Annotated in this window: 22 protein-coding genes and 2 riboswitches; of the genes, 21 read left to right on the top strand and 1 reads right to left on the bottom strand. The window is 43.1% G+C overall.

Annotated features, from left to right (window positions below; genetic code table 11):
* Window positions 1-11: 11 nt before the first annotated feature.
* The 5 genes from JOD17_RS05980 to queF all read left to right on the top strand — a co-directional run bounded on the left by JOD17_RS05980 (window position 12) and on the right by queF (window position 2748).
* Window positions 12-353: a hypothetical protein gene (locus JOD17_RS05980; protein ID WP_204696237.1), complete on the top strand. Its 342-nt coding sequence runs from the start codon at window positions 12-14 to the stop codon at window positions 351-353.
* Window positions 354-432: 79 nt separating this feature from the next.
* On the top strand, window positions 433-1095 hold the full coding sequence (gene queC / locus JOD17_RS05985; protein WP_042358982.1) for a 7-cyano-7-deazaguanine synthase QueC: 663 nt from the start codon (window positions 433-435) through the stop codon (window positions 1093-1095).
* On the top strand, window positions 1095-1520 hold the full coding sequence (queD, locus tag JOD17_RS05990; RefSeq protein ID WP_042358980.1) for a 6-carboxytetrahydropterin synthase QueD: 426 nt from the start codon (window positions 1095-1097) through the stop codon (window positions 1518-1520). The genes queC and queD overlap by 1 nt, the downstream gene beginning before the upstream one ends.
* Window positions 1517-2233, top strand: coding sequence for a 7-carboxy-7-deazaguanine synthase QueE (gene queE / locus JOD17_RS05995; RefSeq protein ID WP_204696238.1), 717 nt, complete (start codon window positions 1517-1519; stop codon window positions 2231-2233). Before queD ends, queE begins: the two co-directional genes overlap by 4 nt.
* Before the next feature lie 17 nt (window positions 2234-2250).
* Window positions 2251-2748, top strand: a complete 498-nt coding sequence (gene queF / locus JOD17_RS06000; protein ID WP_042418432.1) for a preQ(1) synthase — start codon at window positions 2251-2253, stop codon at window positions 2746-2748.
* Window positions 2749-2772: 24 nt separating this feature from the next.
* Here queF and JOD17_RS06005 read toward each other — a convergent pair whose 3' ends face one another.
* Window positions 2773-3513, bottom strand: coding sequence for a polysaccharide deacetylase family protein (locus JOD17_RS06005; protein WP_204696246.1), 741 nt, complete (start codon window positions 3511-3513; stop codon window positions 2773-2775).
* 194 nt (window positions 3514-3707) lie between these two features.
* Window positions 3708-3811, top strand: a riboswitch (SAM riboswitch).
* Window positions 3812-3900: 89 nt separating this feature from the next.
* Between JOD17_RS06005 and JOD17_RS06010 the strand changes: the two genes are divergently transcribed.
* The 16 genes from JOD17_RS06010 (at window position 3901) to purF (ending at window position 18784) form a co-directional block, all read left to right on the top strand.
* Window positions 3901-5487 (top strand): glutathione ABC transporter substrate-binding protein, encoded by a 1587-nt coding sequence (locus JOD17_RS06010; RefSeq protein WP_204696248.1) that lies wholly within the window; start codon window positions 3901-3903, stop codon window positions 5485-5487.
* 287 nt (window positions 5488-5774) lie between these two features.
* Window positions 5775-6065 (top strand): DNA primase, encoded by a 291-nt coding sequence (locus tag JOD17_RS06015; protein ID WP_204696250.1) that lies wholly within the window; start codon window positions 5775-5777, stop codon window positions 6063-6065.
* Between the two features lie 310 nt (window positions 6066-6375).
* The gene (locus tag JOD17_RS06020) at window positions 6376-7263 is read left to right on the top strand and encodes a glycine betaine ABC transporter substrate-binding protein (protein WP_204696251.1); all 888 of its coding nucleotides are present in this window, start codon (window positions 6376-6378) and stop codon (window positions 7261-7263) included.
* Window positions 7264-7414: 151 nt separating this feature from the next.
* Window positions 7415-8485 (top strand): type III polyketide synthase, encoded by a 1071-nt coding sequence (locus JOD17_RS06025; RefSeq protein WP_204696252.1) that lies wholly within the window; start codon window positions 7415-7417, stop codon window positions 8483-8485.
* Complete coding sequence (locus JOD17_RS06030; RefSeq protein ID WP_204696253.1) at window positions 8482-8994, top strand: isoprenylcysteine carboxyl methyltransferase family protein; 513 nt, start codon at window positions 8482-8484, stop codon at window positions 8992-8994. Before JOD17_RS06025 ends, JOD17_RS06030 begins: the two co-directional genes overlap by 4 nt.
* A gap of 114 nt (window positions 8995-9108) precedes the next feature.
* The gene (locus JOD17_RS06035) at window positions 9109-9633 is read left to right on the top strand and encodes a DUF2179 domain-containing protein (protein WP_204696722.1); all 525 of its coding nucleotides are present in this window, start codon (window positions 9109-9111) and stop codon (window positions 9631-9633) included.
* Between the two features lies 1 nt (window position 9634).
* Complete coding sequence (locus JOD17_RS06040; protein WP_204696254.1) at window positions 9635-9820, top strand: NETI motif-containing protein; 186 nt, start codon at window positions 9635-9637, stop codon at window positions 9818-9820.
* Window positions 9821-9974: 154 nt separating this feature from the next.
* Window positions 9975-10109, top strand: a complete 135-nt coding sequence (locus tag JOD17_RS21510) for a hypothetical protein (protein ID WP_275581688.1) — start codon at window positions 9975-9977, stop codon at window positions 10107-10109.
* A 288-nt stretch (window positions 10110-10397) separates the two neighbouring features.
* Window positions 10398-10499: riboswitch (purine riboswitch) on the top strand.
* A gap of 102 nt (window positions 10500-10601) precedes the next feature.
* Window positions 10602-11090, top strand: coding sequence for a 5-(carboxyamino)imidazole ribonucleotide mutase (gene purE, locus JOD17_RS06045; protein WP_042358972.1), 489 nt, complete (start codon window positions 10602-10604; stop codon window positions 11088-11090).
* Window positions 11087-12226, top strand: a complete 1140-nt coding sequence (purK, locus tag JOD17_RS06050; RefSeq protein ID WP_204696255.1) for a 5-(carboxyamino)imidazole ribonucleotide synthase — start codon at window positions 11087-11089, stop codon at window positions 12224-12226. Before purE ends, purK begins: the two co-directional genes overlap by 4 nt.
* Window positions 12223-13515, top strand: a complete 1293-nt coding sequence (purB, locus tag JOD17_RS06055; RefSeq protein ID WP_204696257.1) for an adenylosuccinate lyase — start codon at window positions 12223-12225, stop codon at window positions 13513-13515. The genes purK and purB overlap by 4 nt, the downstream gene beginning before the upstream one ends.
* A 28-nt stretch (window positions 13516-13543) precedes the next feature.
* Window positions 13544-14254, top strand: coding sequence for a phosphoribosylaminoimidazolesuccinocarboxamide synthase (gene purC, locus JOD17_RS06060; RefSeq protein ID WP_042358969.1), 711 nt, complete (start codon window positions 13544-13546; stop codon window positions 14252-14254).
* A complete protein-coding gene (purS, locus tag JOD17_RS06065) occupies window positions 14247-14498 on the top strand; it encodes a phosphoribosylformylglycinamidine synthase subunit PurS (protein WP_042358968.1) in 252 nt (83 codons plus the stop codon). Before purC ends, purS begins: the two co-directional genes overlap by 8 nt.
* Window positions 14495-15181 carry a phosphoribosylformylglycinamidine synthase subunit PurQ gene (gene purQ, locus JOD17_RS06070; protein WP_204696259.1) on the top strand — a complete coding sequence of 229 codons (687 nt, stop codon included), beginning with the start codon at window positions 14495-14497 and terminating at the stop codon, window positions 15179-15181. The genes purS and purQ overlap by 4 nt, the downstream gene beginning before the upstream one ends.
* On the top strand, window positions 15165-17390 hold the full coding sequence (gene purL, locus JOD17_RS06075) for a phosphoribosylformylglycinamidine synthase subunit PurL (protein WP_204696261.1): 2226 nt from the start codon (window positions 15165-15167) through the stop codon (window positions 17388-17390). The genes purQ and purL overlap by 17 nt, the downstream gene beginning before the upstream one ends.
* The gene (gene purF / locus JOD17_RS06080) at window positions 17366-18784 is read left to right on the top strand and encodes an amidophosphoribosyltransferase (protein ID WP_204696263.1); all 1419 of its coding nucleotides are present in this window, start codon (window positions 17366-17368) and stop codon (window positions 18782-18784) included. Before purL ends, purF begins: the two co-directional genes overlap by 25 nt.
* Window positions 18785-18787 lie beyond the last annotated feature (3 nt).

Raw genomic sequence — 18787 nt, forward strand, 5'->3', positions numbered from 1 at the left:
AGGGCGATTGAGTGAAGCGTGAGAATTCGTTCTTTCAATGGTTACTTTGCATGGCACTAGCAGTGGCGCTTCTATATATGCCAGTTCAGCTTTTTGCGACGGCGCAAAAAGAGGCCATGCTAGAGACGAATATCCAAGAAGAAACGCAGTGGCAGACGTTTCAATATCAATATTTGGGTAAAGGACAATTATATCGAAATGGGAATCACTCATTCTATCTGGCGAACAACTATGCAGGTTACTACTTGATCAGTGTGCAACAAGATGGTCATACGATTGAACGGGTAACCCCAATTGGTGCAGACCGTTCTATGATTGAACGAGAAGTTGAGCGATACAACATTTCCCAATGAGAGCTTACGGTTTATTTTTGAAATAAATTTCTGTATGATAATATAGATTGGCTATTTTTATAGAAAGGAGGGGTATGTGATGAAAAGAGATAAAGCAGTTGTTGTTTTTAGTGGTGGACAAGATAGCACGACGTGTTTGTTTTGGGCACTAGAACGATTTGAAACGGTCTATGCCGTCACATTCTCTTATGGGCAACGTCATAGTCAAGAAGTTGAGGTGGCCAAATCAATCGCAAATGATGTTGGTGTTGAGCACCATGTGCTAGATATGGATTTACTCAATCAACTTGCGCCTAACGCACTTACGCGTTCAGATATTGAAGTAACAGACGGAGGCGAAGGTGAGCTTCCTAGTACGTTTGTTCCTGGCAGAAACCTGCTCTTTTTGACGTTCGCAACGATTTTCGGTCAGCAACGAGGTGCGTTCGACATTATCACAGGTGTGTGTGAGACTGACTACAGTGGGTATCCAGATTGCCGTGATGGTTTTGTGAAATCACTAAACGTAACGCTCAATCTTGCGATTGACAACACATTCGTTATTCATACTCCTCTCATGTGGCTGGATAAAGAAGCAACGTGGAAGTTAGCAGATGATCTTGGAAAGTTGGATTACGTACGTGAACGCACGTTAACGTGCTACCACGGCGTTCAAGGCGATGGCTGCGGCGAATGTCCAGCATGTGAGTTACGAATGCAAGGATTACAAAAGTACCTCGATCATAAGGGTAGGGATGACTAATGCTCCAACAATTTTACCCACAAGTACACCATGACTATCGGTATGAACTCAACAAGGACATGCATTTTGCTGCTGCGCATTTTATTGATGATGAGCGAGCAGGTGTATGTAAAGAAATGCACGGTCATACGTATTTCGTGAACATTACCGTCGCAGGTGACGACCTTGATGATACGGGCTTTTTAATTAACTTTAAATCACTAAAAAAACAAGTGCATGGTCGTTTTGATCATACACTCTTAAATACACATCCAGAGTTTCCAGAAGGAATTCCAACGACTGAAGTCGTTGCGAAAGTGATCTGGGAGCTTGTTGATGAATTGTTATCACAAGAAAAGCATCGTCCTTATTGTTTACAAGTAATCGTTCGTGAAACGCCTACGAGCTATGCGATCTACAGGCCAAAGCGAGGCGAACATCGATGAAAATACCAGTACTTGAAGTATTTGGACCAACGGTTCAAGGCGAAGGCATGGTTGCAGGTCAAAAGACGATGTTCGTACGTACGGGAGGCTGTGATTACAGTTGTGCATGGTGTGATTCGGCATTTACGTGGGACGGAAGCCAAAAGGCGGATGCTCTGACACCAGAAACAATTGTGGCAAAGTTGCAAGAGATCGGTGGCGATCGCTTTAATCACGTAACCATCTCAGGTGGAAATCCTGCTCTTCATAAAGGGATTGGTGAACTCGTTCAGCTACTGAAAGCGCAAGACATTGGCACTGCGGTTGAAACACAAGGTAGTTTTTGGCAAGAGTGGTTACGAGAGATTGACGATGTTACGATTTCCCCAAAGCCACCGAGCAGTAAGATGGTTACGGATTGGGAGAAACTCGATTATTTTTGTGAACAGCTTCAATCAAGACCATCAGGTAGTCAGTCGTTAAAAGTCGTTATTTTCAATGAAGGCGACTTGGCTTACGCGAAAAAAGTGCATGCACGTTATCCGAATATGACATTTTATTTGCAAGTCGGCAATGACGACTTAGAAGAAGGAACACCTACTCGTTTGCGTGATCACCTTTTGGAGCGCTATGAATGGCTTGTTGATACAGTTATGGAAGACAAAGAACTAAACAACGTCCGTGTTTTACCTCAAATTCATACGTTGATTTGGGGCAACAAGCAAGGCGTCTAAAGAAAGGAATTTGATTGATGGTTGGTAGAGGAAAAGAAGACTTACCAGAGATTACGCAGCTTGGTAATCAAGGTACGAAGTATTCGTTTGAATACGACCCAGGGGTTTTAGAGACATTTGAGAACAATCACCCAACGAGAGACTATTTCGTTAAATTCAATACCCCTGAATTTACAACACTATGTCCAATAACTGGACAACCGGATTTTGCTACTGTTTACATTAGCTACATTCCGGATGTGAAAATGGTAGAAAGTAAATCACTTAAACTTTATCTATTTAGTTTCCGTAACCACGGTGATTTTCATGAAGATGCGATGAATATTATCGTAAATGATCTCGTGGAATTAATGGATCCTCGATACATTGAAGTGTGGGGTAAGTTTACACCTCGTGGTGGAATTTCGATTGACCCGTACGTAAATTACGGAAAGCCAGGGACGAAATACGAAAAAATGGCAGAGCAACGACTGCTCTACCATGACATGTATCCAGAAACGATTACAAATCGTTAAAAAAACCGCTAAACAGCGGTTTTTTTATTTGCGATTTTCGATACCAATTAATTCACTAACCGTCACAAATTCATACCCCTGAGATTGCAACTCTGGAATGATTGTTTGTAATGCTTCTGGTGAATTCACCGTCAAATCAGGGCTGTCAACGCCATCATGCAATAAAATGATACTGCCAGCTGTTGTGTCAGCGATGACTCGTTCACTCACTTCATCAGCAGGGATCTCTTGCCAATCATTAGGGTCCACATCCCATCCAATCGCCACGTTGTTCATTTCTCCGAGCCGTACGACGTCCTCTTCTGAAATACTACCAAATGGTGGACGGAAGAGACGTGGTCGAAAACCGACGATATTCTCAATGACAGCATCTGCTTGATTAATTTCTTGTTCCATCTCATCAACAGTAAGGTCAGCGAGATTTGGATGGGAATAAGTATGATTGGCAATATCATGCCCTTCATCAACGATGCGTCTTACATAATCAGGGTTTGCTTCTGCCCGTTGTCCGAGTACGAAGAACGTTGCAGGTACATCAAATTCTTCTAATGCGTTCAGCACCGTGTCCGTGAACCGAGGATCAGGTCCATCATCAAATGTAAGTGCGATCTGGTTTGTCGCATCATTTCCTCGAACAAATACTAGTTCAGGATATTGATCAGCAAGTCCTGGCAACGAACCGACTTGTCTTGCATCCATTGAATCAACAAATATCGAAAGAGCAATGAGTAATGTACAAAGAAAACTAAGTGTAAATCGTTTCATCACGAGTATCATCCTTTCTTTACCTTTCATAGTGTCACCGTGCAATGAAATTTCATACGAGAAAAAAAGTAGAGAAATAAGGCTAGTGTAAGTTTTGTCGTACATGTCTTTCAGAACATTGGCTGTTTTTCTGAAAATAATGCTTGCATTAGCAAATAACCCATAGTAAAGTAACATTATCAACTACATATAGAATCTTATGAAGAGAGGTAGAGGGACTGGCCCTATGACACCTCAGCAACCCCACGTCAGTGGAAGGTGCTAATTCCATCAGAACGATTGTTCTGAGAGATAAGAACGGATACTACTCTCTTTTCTCTTAGAAAAGGGAGTTTTTTGTTCTTGTGAATTTCATATATTCTAATAACAACTAGAAGGTGGATGAACATGGATAAGAGTAAAGTGAAATTCGGATTGTTTGCGTCAGTTGCGGTCGTATTAGCCGCGTGTTCTTCAGAGCCAACAGATGAGCTTAGCAATTCTGGCTCTAGTAATGAAGGTGAATCAGCAGGAGGAGACGAGCTTATTGTTGCCGTAGCCAATGATGCGATTAGTCTAGATCCTCATGGTTCGAACGATACTGCTTCAACACATATTCGAACGAATATTTATGATAAGCTCGTGAATCACGATGAGAACATCGAATTACAACCGGAGCTTGCTGAAAGTTTTGAACAGATTGATGATTTGACATGGGAATTCGTATTACGTGAAGATGTGACGTTTACCGATGGTGAACCATTTAATGCTGAAGCGGTAAAAATTAATCTTGAGCGTGTGATTGACCCTGAAGTTGCTTCACCAAAAGCATTTATGTACGACATGATTGATGAAATTGAAGTCGTTGATGAGTATACAGTTCATGTGACAACTGAGTATCCCTTTGCACCGTTTGCGATGAACCTCACTCATGACGGTGGTGGAATGATCAGTCCAAAGGCGATTGAAGAACACGATAACGGTGAACGCAACTTAGAGCTTGAACCAGTTGGTACTGGAAGCTTTCAGTTAGATGAATGGAACCAAGGTGAATCGGTGCGTCTCGTTCGCAACGATGAGTATTGGGGAGAGCTTCCTGAGATTGAAGCATCCACGTACAAGATTGTTCCAGACCAGTCCACTAGAATTGCGATGTTAAACAATGATGAAGCACACGTCATTGACGAAATTGAGCCTGTCAATACATCACAAATTGAAATGATGGACCATGCTGATGTCGAGACGGTAGAAAGTACAAGACTGAACTTTATTATCTTAAATAATGATGTGGAACCGTTTGATCAAGTTGAAGTTCGCCAAGCGATTGCAAAAGCTGTTGATACAGACACGATTGTAGAAGGTATTTATGAAGGGTATGGTCGTGCGGCTGATGGCCCGATTCCTCCTGGTGTCTTCGGTCATACGGAAGATTTAGATAAAAATGATTATGATCTTGAAGAAGCTCAAGAACTGCTTGCATCTGCAGGATATGAAGATGGGTTTAGTACGACGCTTTACGTACGTGACAACGACCAAATCAACATTCAAACTGCGGAATACATTCAAGATCAACTTGGACAAATTGGAATTGATATTTCCATTGAACAGCGTGAGTGGAGTGCGCTTTTAAGTGCAATGGGTGAGGGAGAACACGAAATGGCGATTGCGGGTTGGACGACTGTGACAGGAGACGCTGACAATGCAACATACTCGGTTTTCCATTCTGATAATAAAGGTGCGAATGGGAACCGTTCGTTCTTTGATCATGAAGAAGCAGATCGTCTGTTAGATGAGGCACGAGAAGAAAGTGATCCTGAAGTGCGTGAACAGTATTATGCTGAATTCCAACAAATCGTCTTAGATGAGTCACCGTTAGTGTTTATTGCCAATGATCCATTCCGTGTTGGTGTTCATGAGAATGTGGAAGGATTCATTCCATTGCCGATTGGTGTATTTGATATAAGTCAAGTTCGTCTTCAAACAGATCAATATTAAGATCATGCGAAGAACAAGGAGATCGTGTCCTTGTTCTTTTTTTTTTTGCTAAATTTGGCGAAAGTTTGGGGGAATGTGTGAATCGTGTTGGATAAAGGGGGGTTGTTATCAGAATGATGACACGGAGATTTCAAAAGGATTTCGCAAATGTGGTAAAGCCTATAGCATCTTCAAAAAACGTCAGAAAGGGTAGGCGATTTAATTTTCAGTTGCTATGATGTACTCAGCTAACAAGGAAAGCCAAGCCGTTAGCAATAACGATCCTCATAAAATAGGAGTGTTAAACAATGAATAAGAAACTTCTTTACGGAGCTCTATCAGCAATTTTTTCAGTAGGACTACTAGCAGCGTGCGGTGAAGAAGCACCAGAAGAAGATCCGGGCATGGACACTGAGGCTCCTGCTGAACCAGCACCTGGTGAAGAAGAGGACGGTCTTGAAGATGGTGAACTCGAAGATGATGGACTTGAAGACGACGGACTTGAAGATGAAGATCCACTAGGTGAAGAAGACGAAGATCCACTTGGTGAAGAAGATGAAGACCCACTTGGTGAAGACGACGAAGATGGCGACTTATAATAAATAGTGGACTCTACTGTCCAAAACAAGAAGCGTAAGGAAAATCATCCTAGATTTTCCTTGCGTTTTTTTATGTATCAAACAGTAATTTGTAAATTATTTACATTAATTTAACAACTATAAGACATATTATACATAAGTACGAAGCATCATTGAGGATTGCTGACAATAGGGATGAGGAAGTCCTCATATTACACAGAATGATCGGTTTAATGGTAATACCGCCTTAGATGAGGTTTGTGGAATGGAGATGATCGTGATAACTTTTATGAATGACTTTAGTTGCATAACAACAGGAGGGGTTTAACGAATGAAAAAATTCGCAATGATGGGTGCATTTCTAAGCACTGCTGTCATACTTACTGCTTGTGGAAATGGAAGTGAGGACGAAGAATCAACGGCAAGTCTCGGTGAGCAAGTAGAATATGAAATTATCGGGATCGATCCCGGTTCTGTCATGATGGATACGACAGAAGAAGCACTTGTTCATTATGGCTTGGATGATTGGACGCTTACGAGCAGTTCTGAAGGTGCGATGGTTGCAGCACTTGATACCGCTTACCAGAATGAGGATCCTATTATTATTACGGCTTGGCAACCTCATTGGAAGTTTAATGCGTATGAATTAAAGTTTCTTGAAGATCCAGAAGGTGTAGTAACAGTAGAAAATGACGTTCATACCCTAGTGCGTAATGGGTTAGAAGACGACCTTCCTGATGTTTTTCAGTTTTTAGATCAGTTTCAATTTGAATTAGATGAACAACAAGAAGTAATGGCATTGATGGACATTGAAGAGATGAGTGCATACGATGCTGCTCGTGAATGGCTTGATGACCACCCAGAACGAGTTGAAGAATGGACAGACGGTGTTGGAGAAGGTGACGGAGAGGAAGTTCGATTTGTACTCGAAGCTTGGTCTGATGCACAAGCAGCAACGAACATGGCTGCTGTTATGCTCGAAGACCTTGGTTATACTCCGCATTTAAACGAAGTAGCGGTTAATATGATGTATGCAGGATTAGCTACAGATTCAGCAGACGCACTTCTTGCTTCATGGATGCCAAACCAAACGCCACTATTTGAAGAATTTGATGGTGATTTTGTAGATCTTGGTCCGAACTCTGTCGGCGCAGTTACAGGTGTTGCGGTTCCAAAGTATATGGATATTGATTCATTTGAAGAACTCCAAGATGAATAGTCATCGATCACGGGTTAGTGCCTCATCCGGTCAAATGCTTTGACCGGATGAGGCACTAACTTTTTTTAACATCGAATGTCCGAATGTATAATACATAAAATTGCCAATGAGGGATACTCTACCCATATTGACTAATAGTGAGGTGTAGAGGTTGGCTATTATTGAATCTGTCGCTACGGCATTGCCAAAACATCCAGTTTCACAAGATCAAATTGCATCGCTTGTGCGCGGAGTATTCAAAGATAAATATAGTGATATTGACCGTCTTTTACGTGTGTTTAATAATGGAGATATTAAAGAGCGACAATTCGTCATGCCCCTTGAGTGGTATCAAAAACCCCACTCATTCGGTGACAAAAACAACGAGTTCATTGAACGTGCGGTGGAACTAGGTGCTGAAGCGGTGACGGATTGTCTACATAAAGCCGAAGTTCATTCAGATGAAGTAGATGCGTTAATTTGTGTGACGAGTACAGGGTTTGCAACTCCAACCCTCGACGCACGAATCATGAATCGACTGAACATGAACATGCATACGAAACGTATTCCGATTTGGGGCTTAGGGTGTGCAGGTGGTGCAGCTGGATTATCAAGGGGATTTGAATATTGTCGTGCATTCCCTAATGCTCGTGTCCTCGTTCTTTGCATTGAGTTGTGCAGTTTAACCTTTCAAACAGGTGATGTTTCAAAAAGCAACCTTGTTGGAACATCGCTATTCTCTGATGGAATCGCTTGTGCGTTATTACAGGGGACAGACGTATCGTCTAAGCAAAAATATATGCCGGTCATTACCGGTACACAATCTACGCTTATGCCTGATTCTGAACGTGTGATGGGGTGGGACGTGGAAGACGACGGATTACATGTTGTTTTCTCCAGAGATATTCCGACGATTGTTTCTTCTTGGCTCGATGACAATGTGATCCATTTTCTAAATTCAATAGGAAAATCAAAAGATGACATTACGCATTTCATTGCCCATCCTGGGGGGAAAAAAGTTCTAACTGCGTATGAAGATGCATTGAAATTACCAGATGGCAAAACGAATCCTGCAAGAGACGTTTTACGAGCTCATGGGAATATGTCTTCTCCGACGGTTCTTTACGTATTGAAATCCATTTTAGAAGGGAACACCGCACCTCACGATGAAGGCATTATAACCGCTTTAGGACCAGGATTTAGTTCAGAACTATTGTGGGTGGAATGGAGTGAACACGCATGATTTTATTTTTAATTATTATTACGTGGGTCATCTTTCAGAGAATTGTTGAGTTGTACGTTGCCAAAGTGAATGAGCGACACGTGAAAGATCTCGGAGCGATTGAGTATGGGGCGAGGCACTACCCGTACATGGTCGGCATGCACGTCCTCTTTTTTGTGACATTGATTAGTGAAGTCATCTGGACAGGTTTTCAAACTTCCCCAGTTTGGCAACCGTTATTACTCGTATTTCTAGGTGTCCAAGCATTGCGCCTTTGGGCGCTGATGACACTCGGACGTTTTTGGAACACGAAGATTCTCGTTTTACCTGATGGACAACGTGTCGCTGAAGGACCTTATCGCTTTATGAAACATCCGAACTATGTGGTTGTTATTTTAGAAATTGTGTTGTTACCGCTGATTTTCCAAGCCTATGTCACAGCGGCTATTTTCTCTGTTGCCAATTTCTTATTTCTTTATTTTATACGAATCCCTAAAGAGGAAGAGGCACTGCGTCACTACCAAAAATAAATGTCGAAAACTGCGATTTTTTACATCTTCTAAAGGAAGAACAATCATGTTATATTTTGGCGGAAGTCTTAAGTTACGAGTACAGGGGGATCGCCGCCATTGTTTAACGAGCTCATGGAACATATGTGGAGTGTTGTACTTCTCATTTTTGTCATTAACATCGTTTATGTAAGTCTTTTGACGTTACGGTTAATTTTAACGCTTAAAGGTTTAAAGATGCTAGCTGCACTCGCGGGTATGTTTGAAATCATTGTTTATGTAACAGGGCTTGGAATCGTGTTAGACAATATGACCTCTGTGTTTCACATTGTTGCGTACGCACTAGGATATGGAATTGGTGTCATTATCGGAATAAAAATCGAAGAAAAACTGGCGCTCGGTTACATTACTGTCAATGTCATTACGAAAGAATACGAGCCAGATATTCCGAATTATCTGCGAGACAAAGGGTACGGGGTAACGAACTGGGTGGCGTACGGGCGTGAAGGAGAGCGACTCATGATGGAGATCTTAACTTCTCGTCGAAGTGAAAAGGCACTTTATGATACAGTGAAGTTATTAGACCCAAAAGCATTCATTATATCCCATGAACCGAAAGCGTTTTTTGGTGGTTTCTGGGTGAAAGGACTACGTAGGTAACATGGCACGTAAGAAAACATTTGAAGTCGAAGAACATGAAACGATTAGTGACTGTTTAGCGCGAATTGACGGTGAAGGGTATCGCCCCGTTCGTCGCATGGAGAAACCGATCTTTACCGAGGACAGTAACAAGAATGTCACGGTAAAAGAACAAAGAATCGTTTTTGAAGCAGTGTTGAAAGAATAACCTTCTCCAAGTGGAGAAGGTTATTCTCATTTTCAAATGTACTAAATCCGTAAAAAAAGTTAATTATGGATCAGATCGTTCGGAAAAGTTCAGTTAAAATGAGGTGTAACTTTTGGTATACTTGTCATACAACTAGATAAAGAGGTGGGAAGTCATGCAGAATGTCATGGCAAAATTAAGAAAACAACCGTTTATCGTACAAATGATCATTCTCGTCCCCGCATCGATCCTCGGCGCTGTATTGTTTATGACCGTCTATGAATGGTTAGTTGCCGCGCTGCAACCGTAGTAAAACAGAGATATACGCAAATGACTGTTTGAATATGCGAATGTTTACGAGTAATCGGTATACGATTGATGAGAAGTTGCCCTCAAATGAGGTTTCTGAATACAGGAATAGTTATGATTTCATGGTGATGATTAAGTAATCGCTATGATAAATGGAAAATTGCGTACGAGAACGAATTCATACATAGTCAATATCCGAACGATTTATTATTAAAAGGTATAAATATTCGACTTTACATTGACATTTAATCTTACACATACTACGATAGAAGAAGAGAAAGGCATTTCATTGATCCTTCAAAAGATACCTCATATAAATTCGAGAATATGGCTCGAAAGTTTCTACCTAGCTACCGTAAACAGCTGGACTATGAGGAGACGATTTTTTTGTTGTGCTTATGGATGTGACATAAGTTCAACACGTCTTCTCCCGGTGCTCGGATGAACATGACAGCGGGCTCTTTGATATGCCTATAGATAGGAGCGTACAGAAATGACTGTTGAAGTTGGCGTAATAATGGGAAGTACCTCAGATGAACCGACAATGATTCATGCTATTCAAGTGTTGGAAGAATTACAAATCCCATATGAGAAGCGAATTGTTTCGGCTCATCGAACGCCAGACTATATGTTTGACTATGCAGCAACAGCAAGAGAACGTGGCCTTAAAGTGATTATTGCTGGAGCAGGAGGAGCGGCTCATTTACCAGGGATGGTCGCTGCAAAAACAACATTACCTGTCATTGGAGTGCCTGTACAATCTAAAGCGTTAAGTGGATGGGACTCACTATTATCGATCGTACAAATGCCAAAAGGCGTACCAGTTGCAACGGTCGCAATTGGAACAGCAGGAGCAGAGAACGCAGGACTTTTGGCTGCGCAAATGCTGAGTGTATTTAGTGAAGAGCTTGCACACAAACTAGATGCAAGAAGAGAAGCTAAGAAAAACGAGGTGCTTTCACACCAGGAGGCGGACGTATGATTATTCCTGGCCAAACAATCGGGATTTTAGGTGGCGGACAACTCGGTCGCATGATGGCACTTGAAGCAAAAGCGATGGGCTTTAAAGTTGCTGTGTTAGAACCATCAGCCAACTCGCCAACAGCTCAAGTCGCAGACGTTGAAGTTATCGGTGCTTATCACGATCCTGAAGCTGTTCAGAAGTTAGCGGATCAGAGTGATGTCGTTACGTTTGAATTTGAGAATGTCGATGCAACAACAGCTACGATTCTTCAAGAAGCAGGTAAACTACCTCAAGGTACAGCGTTGCTAAAAACGACGCAACACCGCTTACGAGAAAAAGAAGCGTTAGAAAAAGCTGGCTTAACCGTCGCTCCTTACCGAGCTGTTTCTTCTATTGAAGAGTTACGTGCTGCAATTGATTTTCTCGGGACACCAGCTGTGTTAAAAACGTGTCGCGGTGGCTATGACGGAAAAGGACAATATGTCATTCAGTCAAAAGAAGAAAGTGCAAAGGCTTTTCATGAGCTTGATCGCGAAGGCGTTGAGCTTGTTCTCGAGGGCTTTGTTTCCTTTGAAAAAGAAATTAGTGTGATTGTGACAAGAAATGCTAAAGGAGAGCTTCAAACGTTCCCAGTCGCAGAAAACGTCCATGAAGCCAACATATTAAAGCGTACAATCGTGCCAGCACAAATTAGTGCAGAGGCAGAGGCGCATGCCATTCAAATGGCTGAAACGTTTGCAAAGAGCATTGACTTAAGAGGAACGCTTGCAGTCGAGATGTTCTACACATCAGATGGCGAGATCTATGTAAACGAACTAGCACCAAGGCCTCATAACTCGGGGCATTATACGATGAACAGTTGCAACGTTTCTCAATTTGGTCAGCATGTACGGGCGATTTGCGATTGGCCACTCGTTGAACCGAAGCTTCATCAACCAGTAATCATGGATAATATCCTCGGGGAACATGTTGAGAAGGCACTTGAAGCCATTCCGAAGTTCACAAATGCATTCCTCCATTTATATGGAAAGAGTGAAGTGAGAACTGGACGGAAAATGGGTCACGTTAATATCGTTGGAGCGACGATTGAAGAAGCAATAAATACATCAAAACAATTAAACATACGAACGCATGCAATGGAGGCAGCAAGATGATCGAACGTTATACAAGAGAAGAAATGGGAAGCATTTGGACAGAGCAAAATCGTTTTCAAGCGTGGTTAGAAGTTGAAATCGCAGCATGTGAAGCATGGGCAGAACTTGGTGACATACCAAAAGAAGATGTTGAAAAGATTCGCGAGCATGCATCATTTGATGTAAATCGCATCCATGAAATTGAGGCAAGTACACGACATGATGTTGTTGCCTTTACACGTGCGGTGTCAGAAACTCTTGGCGAAGAGCGCAAATGGGTACACTACGGTCTAACGTCAACGGACGTTGTTGACACAGCGTTGTCGTACTTATTAAAACAAGCGAATGATATTCTCCGTCGTGACCTTGAGCATTTTATTGACGTGTTAGGACGAAAAGCTAATGAACACCGTTATACGCTCATGATGGGACGGACACATGGTGTACATGCAGAGCCGACGACATTCGGTTTGAAACTTGCACTCTGGTATGCAGAAATGAAACGTAACTTAGAGCGTTTTGATCAAGCATCAGAAAGTGTTCGAGTAGGAAAAATGTCTGGTGCTGTAGGGACATTCGCGAATATTCCTCCTGAAATTGAAGCGCACGTATGTGAACGCCTTGGATTAGACGTTGCGCCGATTTCAACACAAACGTTACAACGTGATCGTCATGCGCACTATGTTTCAACTCTTGCGCTCATTGCGACGAGTATTGAGAAGATGGCAGTAGAAATCCGTAACCTCCAAAAAACTGAAACTCGTGAAGTTGAAGAGTTTTTCGCAAAAGGTCAAAAAGGATCTTCAGCAATGCCTCATAAGCGTAATCCGGTTGGATCAGAGAATATGACCGGCTTAGCACGTGTAATTAGAGGACATGTGACGACAGCATTTGAAAACATGCCACTTTGGCATGAGCGCGACATTTCCCACTCTTCAGCAGAGAGAATTATCTTGCCAGACAGCACAATTCTTTTGAATTACATGTTAAATCGCTTTACGAAAATCGTAGATGAACTAACGGTATATCCTGAGAACATGAAAGAGAACATGGAGAAAACGTTCGGTCTCATTTATTCTCAGCGTGTACTTTTAACCTTGATTGACAAGGGGATGGCTCGTGAAGAAGCGTACGACCTCGTACAACCAAAAGCGATGGAAGCTTGGGAAACGAAGGTACCATTCAGAACTCTCGTCGAAGCGGAACCGAAGATTACTGAAGTGTTAACACAAGCTGATTTAGATGAATGCTTTGATGAAAAGCATCATATGAAAAATGTTGATGTACTGTTTGAACGTGTCGGTCTTTAATACAAGATAAGTTCTGGAGGGAAACGGTATGACACTTCTATATGAAGGTAAAGCGAAACAATTATTCACAACGGAGAATGAGAATGAACTCCGTTTGCAATATAAAAATGATGCAACGGCATTCAATGGGGTAAAACATGACATCGTTGAAGGGAAAGGCAGGCTGAACAACGAAATATCAGCACTCTTCTTCCCGTTGCTCGAAGAGGCTGGAATTCCAACTCATTTCATCAAACGTCTAAGTGAAACAGAGCAACTTGTGACACCGACGACCATTATCCCGTTAGAAGTAGTAGTCAGAAATATTGCAGCAGGAAGCCTCGCCAAGCGACTCGGCTGGGAAGAGGGGATCGAATTACAACGATCCATTGTTGAGTTTTACTACAAAGATGATGCTCTTGGTGACCCGCTTGTCACTGAGGAGCACATCGCCCTCCTTGAAGCTGCAACTGTCGAACAATTGGAAGAAATGAAGCGTTTAGCTCTCTTAACGAATAAAACGCTCCTTTCAATCTGTGAATCTGCGAATTTGTTGCTCGTTGATTTTAAATTGGAGTTTGGGATGACAAAAGATTGCGAATTAATTCTTGCAGATGAGGTCTCTCCAGACACGTGTCGCTTTTGGGATCGAGACACATTGCAAAAATTGGATAAAGATTTGTATCGCTTTGAACTTGGTTCACTTACAGCAGGGTACGAGACAATATTAGAGCGCATTGGAGGCGTTGTTCATGGTTAACGTGCACGTATACATCACACTTAAAGAAGGCGTATTGGATCCTCAAGGGAAAGCAGTTGAACATTCGTTAACGGCACTTGGGTATGAAGGTGTAGAAGAAGTTAACGTTGGGAAATGGATTCAACTTAAAGTAGAAGATGGAGAAGGATTAGATGCACGAATTACAGCGATGTGTGAACAACTTTTAGCCAATCCAGTCATTGAGAACTACAGTTACAAAGTGGAGCGGGAGGCAACGGTATGAGAGCCGCAGTCATCGTTTTTCCGGGTTCGAACTGCGACACTGACATGTTTCATGCAGTAAAGGATTTCACGGAAGCAGAAGTGGTAGAATTTGTTCCACATACTGCAAATAGTGTAGCAGCCTATGACGCGATTTTTATTCCTGGTGGGTTTTCTTACGGTGATTACCTTCGTACAGGAGCCATTGCACGATTTGCGCCCGTTATGAAAAGCGTGAGTGAGGAAGCGGCAAAGGGCAAGACGATCGTAGGTGTGTGTAATGGTTTTCAGATTCTTCAAGAAGCCGGCTTACTACCAGGGGCAATGAAGCGAAACAAAGATTTAAAGTTCATTTGCCGAACGGTTGATCTGAAAGTTGAGAACAGTAAGACGCGTTTTACTTCAAGTTATGACAAAGGTGACGTTCTTCGCATTCCTGTTGCCCACGGTGAAGGAAACTTTGAATGTGATGACAAGACGTACGATCAATTGCAACAAAAGGGGCAAATTGTATTCACATACGTAGATGATGTGAATGGTTCAAAAGGTCAAATTGCAGGCGTTCAGAACGAAGCAGGTAACGTTCTTGGCATGATGCCACACCCTGAGCGAGCGATGGAAGCTTGGCTTGGTAGTGAAGATGGACGGAAATTGTTTACGAGTGTTTATCGCAATTGGAGGGAATCGAATGTTGTTACAAACTGAACCATCATCAGCAACGATTAAAGAAGAGAAAATCTATCAAGAGATGGGCGTTAAAGATCATGAGTATGAGAGAATCGTTGAGTTAATTGGACGCGAGCCAAACTATACAGAGATTGGCATGTTCAGCGTACTCTGGTCAGAGCATTGTAGCTACAAACATTCCAAACCATTACTTCGCCAATTTCCTGTCGACGGTCCTCACGTATTACAAGGACCGGGAGAAGGCGCAGGTGTCGTTGACATTGGAGATGAGCAAGCAGTCGTCTTCAAAGTTGAAAGTCATAACCACCCGTCAGCAGTAGAGCCATATCAGGGGGCAGCTACTGGTGTAGGCGGGATTTTGCGTGATGTATTTTCAATGGGCGCGCGTCCCATTGCGCTACTTAACTCGCTACGTTTCGGTCCACTAGACACACCTCGTGTACGTTATTTGTTTGAAGAAGTTGTCGCTGGGATTGCGGGTTACGGCAACTGTGTAGGCGTACCTACTGTTGGTGGTGAAGTCCAATTTGACCGCTCTTATGACGGGAATCCTCTCGTGAATGCGATGTGTGTTGGACTCATTGACCACAAAAATTTACAAAAAGGTGTAGCCGCAGGTGTTGGGAACACGGTCATGTACGTAGGTGCAAGCACTGGACGTGACGGTATTCACGGTGCTACTTTCGCTTCAGAAGAACTTAATGAAGAATCACAAGCGAAACGACCGTCTGTTCAAGTTGGAGATCCGTTTACAGAAAAGCGTGTCTTAGAAGCTTGCTTGGAGCTCGTTCAATTAGAATCTCTTGTTGGAATTCAAGATATGGGTGCAGCAGGTCTTACGAGTTCATCAGCAGAGATGGCGAGTAAAGCCGGTTCTGGTATTAACATGAACCTAAATCACGTACCACAACGAGAGAAGAACATGACACCATACGAAATGATGTTGTCTGAATCCCAAGAGCGTATGCTCCTTGTCGTCAAGAAGGGACACGAGTCAGAAATCGAAGCGATTTGTGAAAAGTGGGACCTTGATTATGCTTCAATCGGTGAGGTTACGGATGACCGCAATTTAACGCTTTATTTTGACGGTGAAGTTGTTGCGGATGTTCCGGTCACAGCACTCACTGACGATGCTCCAGTCTATGAAGTAACTTCAACGGAACCACAGTCTTTTAAAGAGAATCAAGCAAAGCAGTGGCAACCAGAAACGATTACTGACTACAACGAGACACTTCGTGAATTGTTAAGACGACCTACAATTGCATCCAAAGAATGGGTATACGATCAATACGATCATATGGTTCAAACGAATACCGTTGTTGTTCCAGGTTCGGACGCTGCTGTTCTACGCATTCGTGGTACGAAAAAAGCACTTGCCATGACGATGGATGGTAACAGTCGTTACATTAAGCTAGACCCTGAAAATGGTGGGAAGCTTGCTGTAGCGGAAGCGGCAAGAAACATCGTCTGTTCAGGTGCAAAGCCACTCGCACTGACTGATTGCTTAAATTACGGGAGTCCAGAGCAACCGAACATTTACTGGCAAATGAAAGAGTCGACAAAAGGCATGAGTGAGGCTTGTCGCACCCTCTCTACCCCAGTCATTAGTGGAAACGTTTCGTTGTACAACGAAACATCTGGGGAAGCCATTTACCCAACGCCAATTATCGGTATGGTCGGTTTAGTTGAAGACACAGACCACATTACGACGCAACAAGCAAAAGCTGCTGGTGACGTGGTGTATGTTCTTGGTGAAGGTTCTGAACACTTCGGTGGAAGTGAACTTCAGCTTATGCAAGACGACGACTTGTCTGGCATTGTACCGAAGATTGATCTAGCGCTTGAAGGCAAGCGTCAAGAACAAGTGTTAACTGCGATTCAAGCAGGCGTCGTTCAATCTGCTCACGATTTAGCAGAAGGTGGATTGGCTGTTGCACTTGCAGAGAAAGTAATGGGAACAGAACTCGGTTTGAAAGTGACACTGTCAAAAGACGTGGAAACGCTGTTCTCAGAAGCACCTTCTCGCTATGTGTTTACAGTAAAAGCAACAGACGCTAAGCAATTTGAAGCGTTGATCCCAGAAGCTGTCGCTGTTGGTACGGTTACAGCTGACCAACACGTCACGATTGAAGATGAAAACGGGCAGCCATTTGTAAACGAGTCTACAGAAGAACTAACTCGCATTTGGAAGGGAGCCATCCCATGTTTGCTGAAATCAAAGGCTTAAATGAAGAGTGTGGATTGTTCGCGATTTGGGGACATAATGAAGCCGCTCAACTGGCTTACTATGGTCTTCACAGTCTGCAACATCGTGGTCAAGAAGGTGCAGGCATTGTTACGAGTGATAAAGAACAACTGTATGCACATAAAGGAGTCGGACTACTCACAGAGGCGTTTGGACCTGGCGATATAGAAGGATTAAAAGGCAATCATGCGATCGGTCACGTTCGGTATGCAACAGCAGGTGGAGGCGGAATTGAAAACGTTCAGCCGCTCCACTTTCGCTCCGAAGACGGTGGCATGGCCATCGCTCATAATGGTAACCTCGTAAACTATCAAATTTTAAAAGGTGACCTTGAGCGTAAAGGCAGTATCTTTCAGACGACAACGGATACTGAAGTGTTGGCGCATCTTCTTAAGCGTCAAAGTTCTACGAAACTCCGTAAACAGCTGCACGCAGCACTACCGCAATTGATCGGTGCCTATGCATTTGCTGTAATGACTGAAACAGAGCTTATTGTCGCTCAAGATCCACACGGCTTACGCCCGCTTTCACTCGGTCGCCTCGGTGACGCGTACGTCGTTGCTTCTGAAACGTGTGCGTTTGATATTATCGGTGCGACGTATGAACGAGAAGTCGCTCCAGGTGAAATGATTATTTTCGATGAAAGTGGCATGCACTCGTCACGCTTCTCAGAAGCAGAAGACCGAGCGTTATGTAGCATGGAGTACGTATACTTTGCTCGTCCTGATTCGAACTTAGACGAAATCAACGTCCACACAGCAAGAAAGCAGCTCGGAAAGCAATTGGCAGTAGAAGCGCCAATTGAAGCAGATGTCGTTACAGGTGTTCCGGATTCTTCAATCTCAGCCGCAATTGGCTACGCTGAAAAAACTGGGATTCCGTATGAGCTCGGCTTAATTAAAAACCGTTATGTTGGTCGTACGTTTATTCAACCGTCTCAAGAGCTTCGTGAGCAAGGCGTGAAAATGAAGTTATCTGCCGTGCGCGGGGTCGTTGAAGGAAAACGGGTCGTGATGGTCGATGATTCAATCGTTCGCGGTACGACGAGTAAACGAATTGTTCGCCTTCTAAAAGAGGCAGGAGCTACGGAAGTACATGTACGTATTAGCGCTCCACCAATTATTCGCCCTTGTTTTTACGGTATTGATACGTCTAGTCGTGGTGAACTTGTTGCGGCGAACTTAAGCATTGAAGAAATGCGCGAAATGATGGGGGCAGACTCATTAAGCTTCTTATCCGTAGAAGGATTAAAGTCTGGCATCGGCCGTGACGAGTCACAACCAAACTGTGGTCAATGTTTAGCTTGTTTTACCGATCAATATCCGACTGCCATTTTCAACACGAAAAAAGAACTTGTCACCGTAGGCATGGATTAGGGG

This window comes from Geomicrobium sediminis (assembly GCF_016908595.1).
In the GTDB taxonomy this organism is placed as follows: Bacteria; Bacillota; Bacilli; order Bacillales; family Marinococcaceae; genus Geomicrobium_A; species Geomicrobium_A sediminis.